We start from the raw sequence: 18,503 nt of genomic DNA, 5'->3' as shown, positions 1-18,503 counted from the left end.
AGCAATTTTTGGGGACCCGTTGTCAATTCATTAATTTTACCCTGAGTGAAGCTGAATGAGCGCTGATAAGAAAAGCAGAAGGCCACGTCCCAATTTGGGGGAGATTGCCTATGATGAGATTAAAACCATGATTCTCACTGGTGAGCTCGGGCCGGGAGAAAGAATAGTTCTAGATGACCTGTCCAGCCGACTAAATTTAAGCGTTACCCCCATTCGGGATGCTTTACATAAATTGGCGCAGGATGATTTAATTATCATCACTCCGCGTACCAGTCATTCGGTGGTTCAAATCTCAGCAGAAGATGCTGCAGATATTCTAGATTTACGTTTGCTGCTGGAGACTTATGCCCTACAAACATCGGGCAGCAGACTTGCCACCTTCCCGGTAGCTGAGTTCAGACAAAATTTCGCAGAGATTTCTTCAAGTACTGACTCCAAGGTCTTTATTGCAACCGACAGTAAATTTCATAATGCAATCCTTGCCCTGAGTCCCAACCAACGACTACCTAAACTCTATTCATACCTACAAAATCTTATTCAGGTTATTTCAATCCAGGCCATCCAAAGCGCAGGGAGAATCAACGACGCCAACCAGGAGCATTTGGCGTTGCTAGATGCGATAGAAGAGGAGAATGTTGAACTGGCTATAACATGTATCAGAGCTCATTTTGAAAAAATGAAATCGGTCGCTGTTCATTCCACTGAATATTAAGCTTATCATTGAGCATCTCAATGCGGTGAAGCTAGGCTAATGCAAAAAAGGCGACCAATACGCTTGTACGTACGCGGCAGGTAGAGGTAACAACCAATAACCACAGACAGGTACGGGTGTACTGTTGCGCTGGTTGACGTAAACGGGCAAAGCCTGAATAATTATTTAGTTCAGGAAGGTTATGCTTGGGTGTATAGCAAGTATTGCAAAAAGAGTTTCTGCAGAGATTGGAAAAAAACCGAAGCCCTTGCCAGGTATCAGGAAAAGTGTATGTAGCAAGATCCGGATATTATCCCACCTTGGGGATGGAGTAAGCAGAAACGCACCGCGAAAAATTCTAAAGCTTATAGTGTAGCCGGACCCTCTCGTGGAAATGTTAAGAGCAAGACCTTCCACCGGACATCATGTAAGCATTACAACTGCAAGAACTGCATAGAAGGGTTTAAGATCAAAGAGGCGGCTATTGCTGCCGGGTAACATCCCCCACGCGTAGATTTTTTAGGTTTGTGGGTGGTAACCACCGTTACAGTGTAATGGTATGAGCAGGTGAAGGTAGCGCGTCTTTTGTGGAGTAGGCGGGACAGGAGCGGGACAAGCATGCTTGAATTGAAAAAGCACTTAGCAAGAATATCGCTAAGTGCTTGAAGTTACTGGTGGGCGAGGTGGGATTCGAACCCACGGCCTTCGGCTTCGGAGGCCGACACTCTATCCAGCTGAGCTACCCGCCCAAAGATGATGCAACAGTGTGCTACAGAAGAAAATGTTAGTTGAACTGCACACAATTCAAAGTGAAGTTTATATACACTGGTTGCAATCGCATGTAAACGAAAGAATGTGCAAGTGCCGGTACTTCTTTACAGGCGTTGCTTACTACTGGTGTATGGAAAACAGTATTACATTTTTACCTTGGTGATGATTATTTGTGCAGGTGAGTCATGTACTCGTCCCACTCGACCGGGAGAAGAGATTTTTTCTTATTATTACACTCCTTGCAACATGGAACCAGGTTGTCTTTGGTGCTTCTTCCACCTCTGCCAAGCGGAATTACATGGTCCATGGTCAGGTTTTTAAAGCCGACTTTTTCTCCACAATAGTAGCAGGTTTCAGTGGATGTTTTTTGCTGCCACCAACGGGTACTGCGCAACTGTTTGGCTTTTTTTCGTTCTGCTTTGATAATGGAATCGTCGATCCCACCTAAGCTGTAATAATCTACCATTATATATTTTTGTTTATAAAGTATTCTTTCCCAGAAGCAATTCTCTTGTCTTGCCGACCAGGTACAAGGAACCGGCGATTAAAATAAGATCTTCCGGGGTAGTGTGCGCTGCAGCATATCCGAGTGCGCTGTCTACTTCGGTTTTGCAGCGTACTTTTGAATGATAATGCTTAGGGACCCGTTCTTCAAGCTGTTCTGCGGTTGCAGACCGGGTTGTTTCTGCCTGGGTTAAGACAATAACAGAAACCTTTTCAAGCAGAGCAAGCCAAGCTGGGCCGAGGTCCTTGTCGGCCATGCTGCCCCAGATAAGTATGATTTTTTTGCCGTTAAACGAATCTTGAAGGGTGTAGTTAAGCGCTTGTATGCCGGCTTCGTTATGGGCGCCATCAAGGAGGAAATGACGTTTATCCTGCCCATCACCACTGACAACAGTTTCCATGCGGCCAGGCCAGCTGGTCTTTTGCAGGGCTTCGGCAATTTTTTCCTCGGCCAGATGAAAACCGTTTTGCTGGAGTAGCTCTGCGGTTGCAAGTGCCAGGCAGGTATTAGTCTGTTGATGTTTACCTTGTAGTGCGCTGTGCAGTTCCTTGAACTGGACACCATTAATACCGGTGTAGGTAAAAACAGTTGGTGTTATTGATTGGCAGGTAAAGTCAACACCCAGGGTATAGAGCGGGCTTTGTTTTTGTAGGCAAGTGGCTTTGATGACTTGTTGGGCAGTATGGTCCTGCACGCCAGATAACACCGGAACAGTATTTTTTATAATCCCTGCCTTTTCTCCAGCAATTTGGGTAAGGGTGTTGCCGAGGTACTCCTGATGATCAAGATCTATGGTGGTGATCACCGAAACCAGCGGAGTTATAACATTGGTTGCATCGAGCCTGCCGCCCAGGCCGGTTTCAATAATCGCTATATCCACCCCTTGCTGCTGAAACCAGAGAAAGGCCAAGGCTGTGGTAAATTCGAAGTAGGTTATGTGTTGCGTGCCCAGTGTATCTCTAATGGTGGTAGCAAGTTCGGCAAAGCTATGGCGATCAATAGGCTCTCCATTGATGCAAAAACGTTCCCGGACACTGGACAAATGAGGGGAGGAATAAAAGCCTACCTTATACCCATTATGGCTGAGGAGACTGAGCAGCGTAGCACCAACGGACCCTTTGCCATTGGTCCCGGCAAGGTGAACAGTAGGAAAGGTAGTATGAGGGCTGCCAAGCTTTCGGAGGAGGTTGCTTACAGCCTCCAGGCCGAGTTTGATTTTAAAAAATTGCAGCTCGTTGAGATAGGTGCAGGCTTCAGAATAGTGCATGGATAGCGGCGGGTAAAATAAGCAATCGGCTTTTAGCTGGAAATGAAAGTAAGGTAGAAAATATCGTAACTTTAGTACTGCTCCAGGCGCGTGTGCAATGATCGCGAGCTAATACTGATTAAGTGACTAGGATTACTTTGCTTTTTTTAATATTTTTATCATCCGATTATGCAAGTTTCTTTTCAAATAGTGGCCGGGACCACAGTTGTATTGCTGAAGAGTTCCCCTAATCTATAATTTCTAGTTTTGCGTAATCAAGATGTAAAATTTTGGTTCCGTGGCGGTCAAACATGACTTCCACCCTGCGAGGACCAGGTATGTTGACAACCTTGCCATTTCCAAAATAGGAGTGATTGACAACCATGCCTGTGGTAAACGTTTGCCGGGCAGATTGAGTTTTTTTGAGAGGTCGAGGCACATCCCCGGGATCTGGGAGTGCACTGTTTCCGTAGGCTGGGGTGCCTTGGTCTTTTATATACAGGCCTTGAGGTATTTCGCGAATATACGGAGACATGCCTGTGCGACGGAATTGTCTGTCTGGAGTGACAAGCTCACATGGGTAGGTAAGGAAGAGTTGTTTTTTGGCCCTGGTGGCAGCCACATACAACAGTCGTCTTTCTTCCTCGTACTGGCTGCCAGGGGTCGCATTTTGATGGGGAAACCTGCCTTCGGCAAGTCCCATAACAAAAACCACATCCCATTCCAAGCCTTTGGATGAATGGATGGTGGAAATGATCAGCTGGCTTGTATCTTCCTTGTCTGCTGTGTTGGCAACGTTTTCTGGTGGATCAAGCGCAGTATCATCAACAAACGATTGGAGATCGCCATATCCGCCGATAAGAGCACTTATCTGATCCAGTTCTTTCCGCCGTTTCGGGTAGTCATCGTAATAAATTTTTTCAAAAACAGGCAGATAGTACTCTATAACCCGGTCATAGATGGTAGAAGGAGGGAGATCCGGCTGGTCTATCTCTTGTAAGGTTGCCAGCAATGCTTCAAACCCGTTTTTCCAGGTTTTGCCTGGTTTATACTGCGAGAGCGCAGCTGTCGGCGTGTCGGATGTTTTGATAAAATTAATGATTTTTTGAGCAGTCTTGGGACCTACCTTATCAAGCTGGAGCAATATCCGGTTCCAGGACAGACTGTCCCACGGATTAACCAGAATCCTGAAAAATGAAAGGATGTCTTTTATGTGCGCGGATTCGGTCAATCGCATACCGCCGCGTTTTTCAAAGGGCAGGTAGTGACTGGTCAGCTCCATCTCGAGCTTGTAGGAGTGGAATCCGGAACGAAAAAGGACAGCGATTTCATTGACAGGTGTCCCTTCTTCCCGCAATTTGCGTATTGTCTTGACAATATAGCGTGCTTCTGCTGCTTCATTTTTTGCAGAATACACTGTGGGTCTCACACCGCCTTCGATACTGGAGAACAGGGACTTGGTAAATTTTTCTTCGGCGTTGCGGATAACAGCATTGGTCAGTTCAAGAATAGGCTGGGTGGAGCGATAGTTTTCTTCCAGCTTTATGACATCAGTGCCTGGAAATTGTTCCGAAAAACGCATTATGTTATAAAAATCAGCACCGCGAAAGCTATAAATGGACTGAGCATCGTCGCCAACCACCATCACATTGTCATGGCTGGAGGCAAGCAGACGAATAATACGAGCCTGTATAAGGTTTGTATCCTGGTATTCATCAACCAGCACATATTGGAAGCGATTACAGATGGCTTGTTTTGCCTCCGTGGATTCACTGAGCAATCTTTGCCAGTTAACCAGCAGGTCATCATAGTCCATGAGTCCATGATCCTGCTTAAACTGATTATAATGCTGATGGATTGCGTGAAAATCTTCTAGAAATTCTGATAGGTGGACATGACCTTCATAGACCAGATCTTCTATGCTGCGCGATTTATTAATCGAACCGGAAATAAGGTTGATAATCACCCGTTTACTGGGAAATCGTTTTCCGGCTCCGGAAAGTCCCAGGGAAGACTTGAGAAGATTAACGATCCCTTCGGCATCGCCACGGTCAATGATGGTAAAACGCGGCCCAAAGCCAAGGTAGTGCCCATATTGACGGAGCAGGATATTGGCAGTGGCATGGAAGGTGCCGCCTACAATCCGTTGGGAGGCATGATCGGTTAGTTGACCCGCCCTCCATAGCATTTCCTGCGCCGCCTTTCTGGTAAAGGTGAGCAGCAGGATTGACTCGGGTGGTACCCCCTGGCTGAGCAGATACGCCATTCGGTGGACCAGGGTTCGCGTCTTGCCGCTGCCTGCACCGGCAATCACAAGTACCGGACCATCATCATGGGTGGCGGCAGCATGCTGGGCAGGATTGAGATCTGTGGTAGCAGTCATTCCGGATGCAGAATCTTGGGTTTGCTCTGTATGTTCAAATAAGTGTTGTTGCATGGGGGCAATACGTACCATAGCAAATCACGAGAAGCAATGGCTGTTGACACTATAATAAAGACAGATTAGATATAATTCGCTTTACACTTCTATCATTTTTTAGATCAGGATGGCTTTTTATTAGCTGTTTTATAGGGTTCGCACATAAGGGATATTTATACGAATTATGGATTTATTTACCGAATATTTTACCGCAGAAAAATTAGCCGAATTATTTCCTCCACAGCGAAGTAATGACTTCTTTGAAGCTCTTTTTGGCGACGCGGAAGAGGGTGCTTTTGATATTCGTCTTGCGTATAATCGTTATGATAGCGCAGACGAGACCTTACACTTTACCCTGGATTTACATGAACGTCCAGGCAAGTGTCTGGCATGCAACCTAACCTATGGTTTACCTGATGTTTTTACCCGGCACCCGATTATTAATCTTACCCGGTTGATAAAGGATATCGATGCCCTAATGGGTGACGATTATATGTGCGAGGAGTGGAAACTTGGCGCCACCCAACAGCAACAGAGTGCTTTGCACTCAATACCGTTGGTGATAGCGGTGAAAAAGGTGGAGTAGGGGAGCTTACTGTAGTGCTCCCCTGGCTGCAGGAGGTGACAGGTTTTTTTTAACCTGAGTCACTTCCCGGTGGGTGGAAAAGGATCAGTTGACGGCTATTTTTGCTTTACCTTTTGCTTTGGCTTGGTAAAGGATATCGTCTGCGGCTTCAAACCATTGCTCTTTGCTCATCTCACCATCCCACGTAGAAAGCCCGATGCTGACACCCAGCATACCGGCACTGGTTGAGATATTCAATGCTTTGACAGCAGAACAGAGGCGTGTGGCCAGGTATTCGGCTTCACGCAAGTTCGTATCCGGCAGCACAACCAAAAATTCATCGCCACCCATCCTGACTAATAAATCAGAACCACGAATCTCCTGATTCAGCGCTGCAGCAACCTGTTGCAACACTTTATCACCCTCCAGGTGGCCCATTGTATCATTAACAGCCTTGAAATGGTCAAGATCGAGAGCAGCTAATGTCAGTGGGTGCTTATATCGTTTTGCCTGCTCAATAATAGCATCAATCCTTTCTTCAAAGACAAACCTGTTGGGCAGATTGGTAAGTGTATCTCTGCGGGCTTGATAAAATACTTCTTCAAATTCCAGTGCTCTTTTTATAGGTGCATCAACAATGGCAAACGTTTGTTCAAGAAAGGCTGTTTCAGATTGGGTGAATGCAACACCTTTGCGGATCATCACAAAAGTTCCGCTGGTTGCTTCCAGTTGCGAATGCCAGGTGAATGTGAACAGGTCCTCGACGTGTTGCATTTTAGGAGCATGGGCACTCTGCCTGAGAAGATGCTCTGTTATTTTTACGGCGTGGCGTCTTTCAGGACCATGACTTGAACAATACATATGCATTTTTTCATGACTTGGGTTGTAATACCCTATCAGGTCATGATGAATATGCTCCATCATCCATATGGAGTATGTTTCCAGCATTGTCGGTAAGTCCAGTACGCCGGACAAACGTTGATGGAGAATATTTACCTTTTGCAATGATTCAGACTGTTTCCGATAATGCTCAAGTTCGGAAAGGAGCGTGTCAACGGTTTTAGTCAGCGTTGGGTCTTGCCGGCTTGTTACAACAGCTGCGTTCATGGCCAATGTCCTATTTGGTAAAATTGTATCCGGTTTTCAATGCTTTCACGGTTGCTCTTGCTAAATTGATGCCTATGTTGCATGTAAATTTTACTGTTAAATAACAAGAGGTTATATAAAACAGGGCAACGTTAGAAAATCAAGCCATCGGCAAAGTCATAAATATGACAAAGAAAAGAGCGTTTTTATATATATTAATGACTTATTTTTGACACGCTGAATCAGCAGAAAGAGATATTTTTCAACATATACAGGTGATTCAATGAACATAGGACAAATGTTTCTGGTGGGTTTTCGCGGTAGCGAACTTAAGCCAACAGATTGGATTGTAAAAAGTATACAAGATCGTGATCTTGGCGGTGTTATCCTTTTTGATCGCAATATTTCCGGTGCAATACAAAACTTCGATTCTCCATCAGGATTAACCCGCCTTGTTGACAGCTTGCATTCTTTGGCTGCAACACCACTCTTTATTGCGGTGGACCAGGAAGGCGGAAAAGTGTGCCGGCTAAAGGAAAATAACAATTTCCCACCCATATGCAGTGCCGCGTGTATGGCAAAAGAGGGGCTTGATGCAACCAGACAGCAGGCCGACTTGTTGGCACAGACGCTTCATGCCCATGGGATTAATTTGAACTTTGCACCTGTGGTTGATCTTAACCTGAATCCTAACAATCCTATAATCGGTAAATTTGAGCGCAGTTTTGGCACCAATGTCAGTGAGGTTGTTGCCCATGCCCGGCTTTTTATCGAACAGCACCATAAATACGGAATAGGGTGTTGTATAAAACATTTTCCAGGTCATGGAAGTTCTAAAAATGATTCACATCTCGGTTTTGTAGATATCACAGAAGATTGGCAGGAAATTGAACTGGAGCCATACAGAGAGTTAATCAGCAACGGATACAGTGACGGCGTAATGACCGGACACCTTGTCCATCGTGGTCTTGACCGGCAAGGTAAACCAGCTACCCTCTCGCCATTGATGATCAATAATCTTTTGCGCGAAAATCTGCGTTTTTCAGGCGTCGTATTTAGTGATGACCTGCAGATGACAGCTATCAGTAAACGGTGGTCCTATCGCCAGGCAGTGCAGGAAGCTGTGATGGCAGGTGTTGACATGCTGGTTATCGGCAATAATCTATGTAACCAGGAAAATGCTGTAGAACAAGGGATTGATGCGGTCACTGAATTGTTGAAACAGGGCAGGGTGAGTAAAGAGCGAATAGAGCAATCAATACGAAATATCTGGTATTTAAAACAAAAAATAGGAGGAAAACGTCCGTGGAAGAACAACAACCGACCCACAGTATAGTTATTGGGTACATTATCTGGGTATTTGGTTTTCTTGGTGCGCACCGTTTCTATTATGGTAAGCCAATTTCCGGCACCATTTATTTTTTTACACTGGGCCTTTTTTTCATAGGCTGGTTGGTTGATTTATTCCTGATCCCGAAAATGGAAAGAGAAGCAGATATTCGTTTTCAAGCAGGCCCCATTGACTATACAGTCGCCTGGTTGTTGCTGGTGTTTCTCGGGTTATTCGGCATCCATAGGATGTATATGGGAAAATGGTTTACAGGTATTATCTACCTGCTGACTTTCGGCATCTTCGGACTTGGCTACATTTATGACATGTGGACAATAAATGACCAGATAACCGTGCTTAACCATGAAAAAAGCCAGGGGTCGGGAACAATAGTTTCCCCCAACTGATTATGGGGTATCTTGAATAAGTGAATTTTTGTACAAATTTGAGACATATTTAAAAAATTACCAAAGGCATATAACTACTATTCCGAGGTTAATTTTATAAGTATAATAAAAGGTTGGGCAAAAAGGCAATTATGCAAGATGGCCTATGGTTGTGGACGTGTAAAAACATACCGTTTATCATCGGAAAGATGCGGGGCAAACGCATACTTATCGGTGGTAAACGCTTGTACCCCTTTCCGCGTAGTAACGCGTTGTTTGATCATGTAATCAGCCATAAGACCACGGGCTCGTTTTGCAAACACAGCGATTGTCCGCAACTTGCCCTCTTTTTCTTCCTGAAAGAGGATATCCACCACAGGTATTTTTAGTATTTTTCTGGTTATCACCTTGGAGTATTCGACTGAGGCAAGGTTAAAAAGGATTGGAGAATCGCTGTTTGCCGCACTTGTGTTAATGGCCTCCGCAACTTTGTTACCCCAGAATGTATACAGATTGGGTCCTTTGTCGTTTGCCAGTCTGGTTTTCATCTCCAACCGGTAAGGCTGAATCAAATCCAGGGGGCGCAGACATCCGTATAGTCCGGAGAGAATTCGCATATGTTCCTGGGCAAACTGGAGATCTTCTGCTGAATAACTGTCGCTTGCAATGCCCCGATACACATCACCGGTAAAGGCAAAGATGGCTTGTTTTGCATTGTCTTTGGTAAACGGCTGGCTAAAGGATTGATAACGGTCAACATTCAGCTGTGCTATTTTTTCACTTATTTGCATTAAGTCGCGCAATTCCTCGACTGAATACTCTCTGAGCAAGTCAATCAGTTTCTGGGAGTTATCAAGGAAAACAGGCACAGTGGCAGGCTTTCCTGAAACGGGGGTGTCAAAATCCTGTCCTTTAGACGGTGAGAGAATAAACATTTTTTTATTTTTTTATGCGTTAACAGAGTGTTAAAATCACTTTCAGCTCGGAGGCAAAGGGTGCGGGGGAGTTTCAAACCCTGTGCTCCGTTACGTTGCAATGAGTAAGAAATAGAGTATACCACTGCGGCCATTGGAGTTGGATAATTTTTATTGCCTTTTGCCGTTGTTTTGCTCGAATAGCTACAGTATAAGGCTGACATGAAGAAAAAAACACCGAATATACCCGTTGAAGGCTGTAAACCGGAAATATCGTATCCGTGTTTATGGCAGTATAAGATTATTGGCACTGATCGTGATTCGATCATTGATGCTGTAATGGATCTACTCCCAACTACCGACCATCTGCTGGCAAACTCTCATACCAGCTCAGGCGGACGTTATGTAAGCATGAACCTTGAACTTGTTGTGCAGTCTGAAGAGCAACGACTGTCTCTTTATGACCAACTTGTTAAAAATCCAGTAATTAAAATTGTTTTATGAATAATACAACCCAAGAGTCGCAAGAAAATCCACAAGTAGACAATAAAGTCGTTCCTGCCATGCGTGAGGCAATCACCATGATACAGATGGTTTTGTTCAAGCAACTTCAAGAAGATATCGATTCCAGGACAACGGATTTGGCAGAAGATGACCAGCGCAAGTTAGCAGGGGCAGTGGTAAATAATTTATTCGGGACTGAACCTGCTGACACAGGGATTACCGATTTTGCGGGCAAAAACAGGGAACGCGTAGAAGAAGAGTTACGCAATATCGGCGAGCGTTTCCCAAAGCTCTGTCCTTTTCTTACCGATGGCCTGCGCATGAAAGCCATCTGTGACAATCAGGAAGGAATTCATTCGATTCCCTCTTTGTTAATGGCAAAAGCACTGGGTATCCTCCAGGAAGATCGAGCCTTGCCTATGCCATCAACTTTTATGCTCTCAGTCAGAACCCTGGGGGCTCAACATGGCCTTGTTAAGCCCCTTCAGGCCGCTCCTCCTCCAGAGTAACAAGGGTGGCTCCCCAAGATCCTCCTGTCTCATCGGCAAGGACAAACTTTTTTACAGTGGGCAATCGTTGCAGAATGGCATGGACACTTCGTCGTAGCGCCCCTGTCCCTTTGCCGTGAATGATGCGGACATGATAAATGCCCTGGGCCTGGCATTCTTTGAGGTAATCAGGAATAAGATATTTAATATCCTTGGGACTAAAAGGGTGCAGGTCTAAGGTACCGTCTATGGGAATTGCAACTGGCTCATCAACTTCATTTTCAGGAGAAAAATCATCGGTTTTCACGAATAATCTCCAATGCAATCGATGCCGCTTTGGCAGAGGCTCCTGGTCCGCCTAATAACGACTTGAGTGCTTGCAACCCCTGATGGACCTGCTGGTGCTCTAACGGGTCTGTTAGTAGCTTGTCGAGTTCCGAGGCAAGTCGCGTTGGTGTTACTTCATCCTGAAGTAGCTCTGGAATAATTTGTTTATCGCTGATGAGATTAACCAGCGAAAAAAAACGAATATTGCGGATAAGGATTTTGCCCAGCAAATAGGTTTTAGGCGCTAGTTTATACGCCACAACGGCTGGCGTACCCAGTATCGCAAGCTCCAGGGTTACGGTTCCGGATGCCGTGAGTGCTGCATCGCAGGCTGCCATCAGATCATACCTGTTTTCAGCTATAACCCGTATGTCCAGCTCATGACCAAACTCACCAAGACCGTTCTCTTCCAGTTGGGCATCTGATATGGTAGAGGCTTGTGGCAATAAAAAAGTGCAGGACTGATCGGTTTGCTGCTCATACAGGACCGCTGCTTGTAAAAAGTCTGCAAGCAGGAATTTAATTTCCTTACTTCGGCTTCCCGGAATAATTCCTATGAGCCTGTTTCCTGGCGGTATATCATATTTTTTGAGAAATTCCGCCCTGGACATGGTTGTAGTAACGGTATCCAGGAGAGGGTGGCCAACAAAGTCCACCTCATATCCATAATTTTTATAAAATTGTTGCTCAAAAGGGAGAATAGTCGCTACCCGGCGCGATAGCCGGCCAATTTTTTTTACACGTCCGGACCGCCAAGCCCATACCTGAGGACTTATATAATAAAAAACAGGAATATCTAATTTTTTGGCCTGGGCAGCCAACAGCATATTAAAGTCAGGAAAGTCGATAAGAATCAGCAGCGCCGGTTTTTTCTGCCGCATTTCTTCAATAAGGGTTTGTCGCGCTTTAAAAATATCCTTGAGATGACTGAAAACCTCGACTACGCCTACTACTGCAATCTTTGCGGCGTCAAAGAGAATGTCAACGCCGGCAGCTGCCAGTTCTTTCCCACCCATACCACTGAAAGTAATATCAGGCCGCATTGCCTGCAGAGCTTTGACCAGGTTTGCGCCGTGCATGTCGCCGGATGCTTCTCCTGCAATAATCATGATATGTTCTGATGAAGAGGAGCTGGTTCTAGGCATAATAGTCGCGGATTATTTAACAAATAGAAGAAGAGGTAATTCGCACTACAAACAAATGTTGTTTTCCGGGGTAAGCAAATGTTGAACTTGTTCCTGGTTGACTGAAATCTGTTCAACCACCTGCAAGGCAATATCCAACGCTCTACGTCCTTCTATCCCTGAAACCATAGGTTTACTTCTTTGCCTGACATTAGTAACAAAGTCGGTCAATTCCAGTTCCAAGGCATCTTGTTCACGGAATCCATATTTCTTTACATCTGGTAAAGGAAAGGGAGCACTCTCTTCTTTTTTGAGTTGAATAGACATGACTTCTTTTTTACCGAAATCAACAGATAAATATCGCCCCGGCTGAAAAATACGCATGCGGCGCATGTTATCCATGGAGATACGGCTCACCGTGACGTTGGCGGTACAACCATTTTCAAAGATAAGACGCGCATTGGCAATGTCAGTCAACTGGGTCATGACAGGCGTGCCAACGGTATGTATGGTTTTCAGCGGAGAATCTACGATAGAAAAAATGATATCAATATCATGGATCATCAGGTCGAGGACAACGTCTACATCTGTCCCCCTGTCCTTAAACACTGATATTCTATGGGCCTCGATGAACAACGGGTGATTAAGTAGCGGCTGCATAGCAAGCACAGCAGGATTAAATCTTTCCAAATGGCCGACCTGTAAAACAGCCTTTTTTTTACTGGCCAGTTCTATCAGTTCGTCGGCTTGCTCAAGAGTAGTAGTAAAAGGTTTTTCAACCATTACGTCCACTGATTGATTGAGACAGTCCTTGGTGACCTGATGATGAAGACTGGTGGGTACGACGACTGAAACAGCGTCGACAAGAGGCAGCAGTTGTTTGTAATCAATAAATGGCCTGCAACTGCATTCTTCTCCAACTTTATGTGCTTGTTCGCTGTCTGTATCTGCAACGCCGACGAGTTCGACGTTTTTCATGGCAGCATATTTTTGGGCATGGAAGCGACCAAGATACCCAACACCTAATACACCTACTTTAATGGTTTTCACTGTAAAAATTAATTATATTGGAATTAAAAAAGAACGGCTGAAATAACATCAAATACCGAGGTATGCCTTTTGCACATCTTTATTTACCAGGAGTTTGTCAGCCTGATCGTGCATAATGATTTTGCCATTTTCAAGTACATACCCCCTATCTGCAATTTTCAGCGCTAAGTTGGCATTTTGTTCAACCAGGAAAATGGTCGTGTTTTGTTCTTTGTTTATTTTTTCTATAATTTCAAAAATTTGTTTAATGATTAACGGAGCAAGTCCCATGGAGGGTTCATCCAGCAGCAAGAGCTGAGGATGTGCCATTAAAGCCCGGGACATGGCTAGCATCTGTTGTTCTCCACCGGAGAGGTTTCCTCCCGGCTGGTTCCGACGTTGTTTTAAGATAGGAAAAAGGTCGTAGAGATATTCACGGTCATCTTCGATACCTTTTTTATCTTTTCTTAAAAAGGCTCCCATGTCTAGATTTTCCGAAACCGTCAGTTCGGGAAAAATATGTCTTCCTTCAGGAACCTGGCAAATGCCAAGGGTCACTATTTTATCTGGAGATAATTCGTGAATGGGTTTTCCCTTGAAAAGGACCTCGCCGTACCTGGGTGGGGTAATACCGCTTATGGACATCAGGGTAGTGGATTTGCCGGCCCCATTGGCACCGATCAAGCTTATGATCTCACCTTCTTCGATCTTAAGATCAATTTCATGCAGGGCCTGAATATTCCCGTAAAAGGTATCAATTTGACGGAGTTCAAGCATGTTAAATATCCTCTCCAAGATAGGCTTTGATGACGTCAGGATTTTTACCGATTTCTTCCGGGCTACCCTCTGCGATTTTTTTACCGTAATCAACCACAAATATATGGTCGGATATGTTCATGACCAGTTTCATGTCATGTTCGATAAGCAAAATGGCAAGCCCCTCATCACGAATCTTGGTTATTAATTCATCGAGCTCCTGGGTCTCTTGAGGATTCATTCCGGCAGCAGGTTCATCAAGCAGCAAGACGATTGGTTCCGTAGCCAGGGCTCTGGCTATTTCAAGTCGACGCTGCGCACCGTAAGGAAGATTCTTGGCGTACTCATCCGCCATCTTATCAAGATTAATTTTTTTTAGAATCTCAAGGCTCTGTTCCACGATCTCTTTTTCTTCTTTTTTGGTACGTGGGTCTCTGAAAATGGCGCCGAAAATTTTGGACTTGGTTCTGCAATGGCGCCCAATCATGACATTTTCGAGCACTGTCATGTTAGGAAACAGCCGAATATTTTGAAATGTTCTGGCTAGCCCCTGTTCTGTTACTTTGTTGGGCTTAAGTCCATTGAGCTTTTTTGTTTTTTTCCCTGGCGGGTTTAAAAGCAGATCACCTTTGGTGGGTTTATAAATCCCGGTGATACAATTAAAAAAGGTGGTTTTACCGGCACCATTGGGACCAATGAGGGCAACTATTTCACCTGGTTTAATCTGCAAGCTCAGGTGATCAAGTGCACGAATCCCACCAAAATCCATGGTGAGGTTTTTAACATCGAGAATAGGTTCCATACTTAAATTCGAACAGGTTGTTTAATCTTTAAGAGAATAGGTGCGTCGAACAGTGGAAATAAGCCCCTGAGGCCTGAAAATCATCATAATGACTAAGATCGCGCCAAACACAAGCATACGGTAATCAGAAAAGGCGCGTAGATATTCAGGTAGGAGGATAAGCACCAGGGCGCCTACGATAACACCTGGAATGGATCCCATCCCGCCGAGCACGACTATGCAGAGAATGATTGCAGATTCTAGAAATGTAAAACTGGCTGGATTAACAAAGGTTGTCTTGGCAGCAAACATAACTCCCGCCATACCTGCCCAGGTGGCTCCAAGTGCAAAGGCGGTCAGCTTGGTTTTCATTTTGTCGATACCCATGGCTTGACAAGCTATTTCGTCTTCACGCAGCGCAAACCAAGCTCGCCCGATTCGCGAATCCTGTAATCGGTTAACTACAAAAATAGTAAAGATAACCATGAGAATGGTCAAATAATACATAAAGTTGATCGACATCTCTAACGAGAGATCAATGCCGAACAAGCCAGGGCGTGCAATATTGGAAATTCCACTGGGTCCCTGGGAAAACTCTCCCCAGTTTTCAAGAATAAGCCTGATGATTTCGCCAAAACCAAGCGTGACGATTGCCAGGTAATCCCCGCGCAAGCGCAACACGGGAAAGCCTAATAAAATGCCGAACAATGCTCCAAGAAGGCCGCCTATTGGAAGTACTGTCCAAAAACCGAGTCCGAAATGCATGTTCAATAGGGCGTAGGCGTAGGCACCAACTGCATAAAAAGCAACATACCCAAGATCAAGCAGCCCTGCTACACCGACCACTATATTCAACCCAAGCCCAAGCACAACGTACATGAGGGCGGTAATCATGATATTTACCTGATAGGTCGAAAACAGGGTAGGAAAAGCTAAAGCAAAAAGACAACCAGCAACGGCTATCGGTATGTAAAATTTAGGCTCGGAAAAAAGCTTGGCACTCCAAGCTACCTTGTCTTCTACAATGCCTGTTTTAATTTTTTGTTGCTGTTCTTTTTTCCTGGCTAGATAGAGACGTGAGAGTACATAGAACACAAAAGTGCCGCAAGCGACATACAGCATATTATGCCATCGCCAAACAACACTTTTTTCAATGGGGTTGATTTTGATCACCAGCAAAGGAAAGGTAAGAAAGACAAACCAGAGGGTGACCATTAATCCATTTCTAAAATCCTTAAAAGAGAGCATGGGCCTGAAATTGATAGGGATTTATTGATGTAAAAATGACGATTAAACCTTTTCTACGGTTGCCTTGCCGAGAAGACCGGCTGGTTTAAAAATCAGAATTAATACGAGCAGGCTGAAAGCAAACACGTCTTCATAGTCACTGGAAACGTACCCAGTGGCAAAAGCTTCCGTGAGCCCGAGAATAAAACTTCCCAGAACTGCTCCGGGTATTGAGCCGATTCCACCTAATACAGCTGCGGTAAAGGCTTTAATACCGGCTATGAAACCGATATAAAAATTTATTTGGCCAATATGGGATGCGATAAGAAGTCCGCCAATAGCGGCCAAAGCGGAACCGGTAATAAAGGTAATGGAAATAACATTATCAACATTAATACCGACCAGCATTGCCATTTTTCTATCCTGAGCCGTTGCTCTCATTGCCTTGCCGGTGCGAGTAAATTTGATCATGAAGGTCAAAAGAATCATGACAATTGCTGACACAACAAGAATAGCCAGATCAGAGGAACCGACTATATGGGCATACGGTTCCATAAAATCAAATTCAGGAATTAAGGCAGGGAAGGGTTGGAAATCCGAGGTCTGGGCAAGCAAAACGTAGTTTTGAAGAAAAATTGACATGCCGATAGCTGAAATCAATGGAGAAAGACGAGGTGCACTTCGCAATGGCCTATATGCAAGACGTTCGATGGTATACCCGTATGATGCAGCCCAGATAACAGCAGCCAATGCTGTAAGGACGATCACTGCCAGAAGGGGAAAACCATAAATGGTCAGGACGGTGGAGACAATAAGAGCGGTGAAAGCTCCTATCATATAAATCTCACCATGAGCAAAATTTATAAGCCCAATGATACCATAAACCATTGTATAACCAAGGGCAATTAAAGCATATATAGAGCCCCGTGTCAGACCACTGAAAAAGAGTTCAATAAAATAGTCCATAAGAGAATGCGCAGCAGTAGATGCGGTGTCTGGCTTGGTTGTGTGGTGATAGTTAAAGAAACCTTAACGCAACAATGCCTGGAACTGTTATTACAGTTCCAGGCATGAAAATCAGTGTCGGAAAACTTTACTGAACTGTGACGAATTTGCCGTCTTTAACCTGGTAAACAACAAATCCAATGCCGATAGGCTCACCGGTTTCGTCAAACTTTACTGCCCCAAAAGGTGTGTCGGCAGTTTCAGTGTGCAGCACTTTTGCGATTGCAGCGGAATCAGTCCCTGCTTTAGCAATGGCATTGGTGAGGGCAAGAGCTGCGGTTACGCCATTGTCAAAAAAAGCACCGGGCTCAGCACCTTCGGTGGCCATGAATTTATCACGAAACTTTTTGGTCAATGGGTTCTTGGAAACATCAGCAGGTCCGGAAGCGTAGACGCCCTCTGCATTTTTCCCGGTAACGTTGATAAACGTATCATCTTTTACGCCATCAGGTGCAAGAAACATGGTCTTCATTCTTTTTTTGCGCATCTGGCTGACTATTTTGGAAGCCTCTGGGTGGTAACCGCCATAAATAACAGCGTCAGCTCCACTGCGTCGAATCTTTTGAACAACGGCTGAATAATCTACAGCACCAGGTGTCACGCCTTCAAACAAGACGACTTCAGCTTTGCCGTCTTTTTCGAGAAAACTTTTGACAAACTCAGCCAATCCCTTTCCGTAGTCGCCTTTATCATGAATAACTGCGATTTTACCAACCTTTAAGGTATCCGTAGCGAAATCGACCAATGTTCTAGCCTGAGCATCATCAGAGGCAATAGTACGATAAAAATTGGGGTAATCACCACTTTGGGTAAGATCAGGGTTGGTGGCGGAAGGAGACATAACAATGATGTTAGCATCACGGTATATCGGCAGCGCAGCCTTGGTGGCTCCAGAACAGATATGACCGATAACCACGTTTACATTTTCGGAAACCAACTTGGTGGCGGTGTTGGTAGCTACTTCAGGCTTACAGACGTCATCTTCAGCTAAAACCTCAACTTTCACACCATTGATGCCTCCTTGCTCATTAAGATCTTGAGCAACAAGCAGGGCTGCCTTCATGGTTGGGATCCCGTAAGATGCCAAGTCTCCACTGTGAGCGCCGGCAACACCAATTTTGATGGTCTCTGCTGCAGATGCATTTGAAGCGATGCCTGCTGCCAGGGCAAATGCTGCAAGAATGGATAGCATTCGTTTTGAAAAAATCACGTGATGTCCCTCCTTAATGTATTTTTTAAAAAATTCTAGAAACAATAACGCTCACTCATACCCCATTCAAAAAGAAAATTACACTAAAAATGACTTGCACGAGTAAATGAAATTGCCGGCAAGAACAATAATGCTATTC

At 44.8% G+C, this 18,503-nt stretch carries 20 protein-coding genes and 1 tRNA gene; 7 read left to right on the top strand and 14 right to left on the bottom strand.

All coding sequences use genetic code 11. From position 1 onward, the window contains the following. Positions 1–55 precede the first annotated feature (55 nt). Positions 56–712, top strand: a complete 657-nt coding sequence (locus tag ACHZCY_RS03120) for a GntR family transcriptional regulator (protein WP_319547784.1) — start codon at positions 56–58, stop codon at positions 710–712. Between the two features lie 96 nt (positions 713–808). Further along, positions 809–988, top strand: a complete 180-nt coding sequence (locus ACHZCY_RS03115; RefSeq protein WP_394713362.1) for a thermonuclease family protein — start codon at positions 809–811, stop codon at positions 986–988. Between the two features lie 375 nt (positions 989–1,363). Here the strand turns inward: ACHZCY_RS03115 and ACHZCY_RS03110 are convergent. The 4 genes from ACHZCY_RS03110 to ACHZCY_RS03095 form a co-directional block, all read right to left on the bottom strand. Further along, positions 1,364–1,440, bottom strand: a tRNA-Arg gene (locus ACHZCY_RS03110). Between the two features lie 188 nt (positions 1,441–1,628). Next, positions 1,629–1,928: an HNH endonuclease gene (locus ACHZCY_RS03105; RefSeq protein ID WP_205221405.1), complete on the bottom strand. Its 300-nt coding sequence runs from the start codon at positions 1,926–1,928 to the stop codon at positions 1,629–1,631. Positions 1,929–1,941: 13 nt separating this feature from the next. Further along, positions 1,942–3,234, bottom strand: coding sequence for a bifunctional folylpolyglutamate synthase/dihydrofolate synthase (locus tag ACHZCY_RS03100; RefSeq protein WP_319547783.1), 1,293 nt, complete (start codon positions 3,232–3,234; stop codon positions 1,942–1,944). Positions 3,235–3,460: 226 nt separating this feature from the next. Further along, positions 3,461–5,668 (bottom strand): ATP-dependent helicase, encoded by a 2,208-nt coding sequence (locus tag ACHZCY_RS03095; RefSeq protein WP_319547782.1) that lies wholly within the window; start codon positions 5,666–5,668, stop codon positions 3,461–3,463. 148 nt (positions 5,669–5,816) lie between these two features. Here ACHZCY_RS03095 and ACHZCY_RS03090 point away from each other — a divergent pair, with 148 nt between their 5' ends. Continuing rightward, positions 5,817–6,218: a pancreas/duodenum homeobox protein 1 gene (locus ACHZCY_RS03090; RefSeq protein ID WP_205221403.1), complete on the top strand. Its 402-nt coding sequence runs from the start codon at positions 5,817–5,819 to the stop codon at positions 6,216–6,218. An 84-nt stretch (positions 6,219–6,302) separates the two neighbouring features. On the opposite strand, the gene ACHZCY_RS03085 is transcribed toward ACHZCY_RS03090, so the two are convergent. Beyond that, positions 6,303–7,304: a GGDEF domain-containing protein gene (locus ACHZCY_RS03085; RefSeq protein WP_319547781.1), complete on the bottom strand. Its 1,002-nt coding sequence runs from the start codon at positions 7,302–7,304 to the stop codon at positions 6,303–6,305. A gap of 262 nt (positions 7,305–7,566) precedes the next feature. Between ACHZCY_RS03085 and nagZ the strand changes: the two genes are divergently transcribed. Together nagZ and ACHZCY_RS03075 are read left to right on the top strand one after the other, a co-directional pair. Further along, positions 7,567–8,619, top strand: coding sequence for a beta-N-acetylhexosaminidase (gene nagZ, locus ACHZCY_RS03080; protein WP_205221401.1), 1,053 nt, complete (start codon positions 7,567–7,569; stop codon positions 8,617–8,619). After that, positions 8,589–9,020 carry an NINE protein gene (locus ACHZCY_RS03075; protein WP_205221400.1) on the top strand — a complete coding sequence of 144 codons (432 nt, stop codon included), beginning with the start codon at positions 8,589–8,591 and terminating at the stop codon, positions 9,018–9,020. The genes nagZ and ACHZCY_RS03075 overlap by 31 nt, the downstream gene beginning before the upstream one ends. A 143-nt stretch (positions 9,021–9,163) precedes the next feature. Here the strand turns inward: ACHZCY_RS03075 and yaaA are convergent, their stop codons facing one another. Then, on the bottom strand, positions 9,164–9,934 hold the full coding sequence (yaaA, locus tag ACHZCY_RS03070; RefSeq protein ID WP_205221399.1) for a peroxide stress protein YaaA: 771 nt from the start codon (positions 9,932–9,934) through the stop codon (positions 9,164–9,166). Between the two features lie 201 nt (positions 9,935–10,135). On the opposite strand from yaaA, the gene ACHZCY_RS03065 reads away from it, so the two are divergent. Continuing rightward, positions 10,136–10,417 (top strand): HP0495 family protein, encoded by a 282-nt coding sequence (locus ACHZCY_RS03065; protein WP_319547780.1) that lies wholly within the window; start codon positions 10,136–10,138, stop codon positions 10,415–10,417. Continuing rightward, the gene (locus ACHZCY_RS03060) at positions 10,414–10,926 is read left to right on the top strand and encodes a hypothetical protein (RefSeq protein ID WP_319547779.1); all 513 of its coding nucleotides are present in this window, start codon (positions 10,414–10,416) and stop codon (positions 10,924–10,926) included. Before ACHZCY_RS03065 ends, ACHZCY_RS03060 begins: the two co-directional genes overlap by 4 nt. Here ACHZCY_RS03060 and ACHZCY_RS03055 read toward each other — a convergent pair. The 8 genes from ACHZCY_RS03055 to ACHZCY_RS03020 form a co-directional block, all read right to left on the bottom strand. Then, positions 10,892–11,212, bottom strand: a complete 321-nt coding sequence (locus tag ACHZCY_RS03055) for a Smr/MutS family protein (protein ID WP_205221396.1) — start codon at positions 11,210–11,212, stop codon at positions 10,892–10,894. The genes ACHZCY_RS03060 and ACHZCY_RS03055 overlap by 35 nt on opposite strands. Continuing rightward, entirely contained in the window at positions 11,199–12,377 is a 1,179-nt protein-coding gene (gene lpxB / locus ACHZCY_RS03050) for a lipid-A-disaccharide synthase (protein ID WP_205221395.1), read from the bottom strand. The genes ACHZCY_RS03055 and lpxB overlap by 14 nt, the downstream gene beginning before the upstream one ends. Positions 12,378–12,422: 45 nt before the next feature. Next, positions 12,423–13,406, bottom strand: coding sequence for a Gfo/Idh/MocA family oxidoreductase (locus ACHZCY_RS03045; RefSeq protein WP_319547778.1), 984 nt, complete (start codon positions 13,404–13,406; stop codon positions 12,423–12,425). A gap of 48 nt (positions 13,407–13,454) precedes the next feature. Then, entirely contained in the window at positions 13,455–14,162 is a 708-nt protein-coding gene (locus ACHZCY_RS03040) for an ABC transporter ATP-binding protein (protein WP_205221393.1), read from the bottom strand. A gap of 1 nt (position 14,163) precedes the next feature. Further along, positions 14,164–14,943, bottom strand: a complete 780-nt coding sequence (locus ACHZCY_RS03035; RefSeq protein WP_205221392.1) for an ABC transporter ATP-binding protein — start codon at positions 14,941–14,943, stop codon at positions 14,164–14,166. A 21-nt stretch (positions 14,944–14,964) separates the two neighbouring features. After that, positions 14,965–16,170: an ABC transporter permease subunit gene (locus tag ACHZCY_RS03030; protein WP_319547777.1), complete on the bottom strand. Its 1,206-nt coding sequence runs from the start codon at positions 16,168–16,170 to the stop codon at positions 14,965–14,967. A gap of 42 nt (positions 16,171–16,212) precedes the next feature. Further along, positions 16,213–17,115 carry a branched-chain amino acid ABC transporter permease gene (locus tag ACHZCY_RS03025; protein WP_205221390.1) on the bottom strand — a complete coding sequence of 301 codons (903 nt, stop codon included), beginning with the start codon at positions 17,113–17,115 and terminating at the stop codon, positions 16,213–16,215. A gap of 127 nt (positions 17,116–17,242) precedes the next feature. Further along, on the bottom strand, positions 17,243–18,346 hold the full coding sequence (locus ACHZCY_RS03020; protein WP_205221417.1) for a branched-chain amino acid ABC transporter substrate-binding protein: 1,104 nt from the start codon (positions 18,344–18,346) through the stop codon (positions 17,243–17,245). Positions 18,347–18,503 lie beyond the last annotated feature (157 nt).

The sequence above is a fragment of the Desulfogranum marinum genome, from assembly GCF_963675105.2.
Lineage (GTDB): Bacteria > Desulfobacterota > Desulfobulbia > Desulfobulbales > Desulfobulbaceae > Desulfogranum > Desulfogranum marinum.
This window is presented reverse-complemented; position numbering and strand designations above follow the sequence as displayed.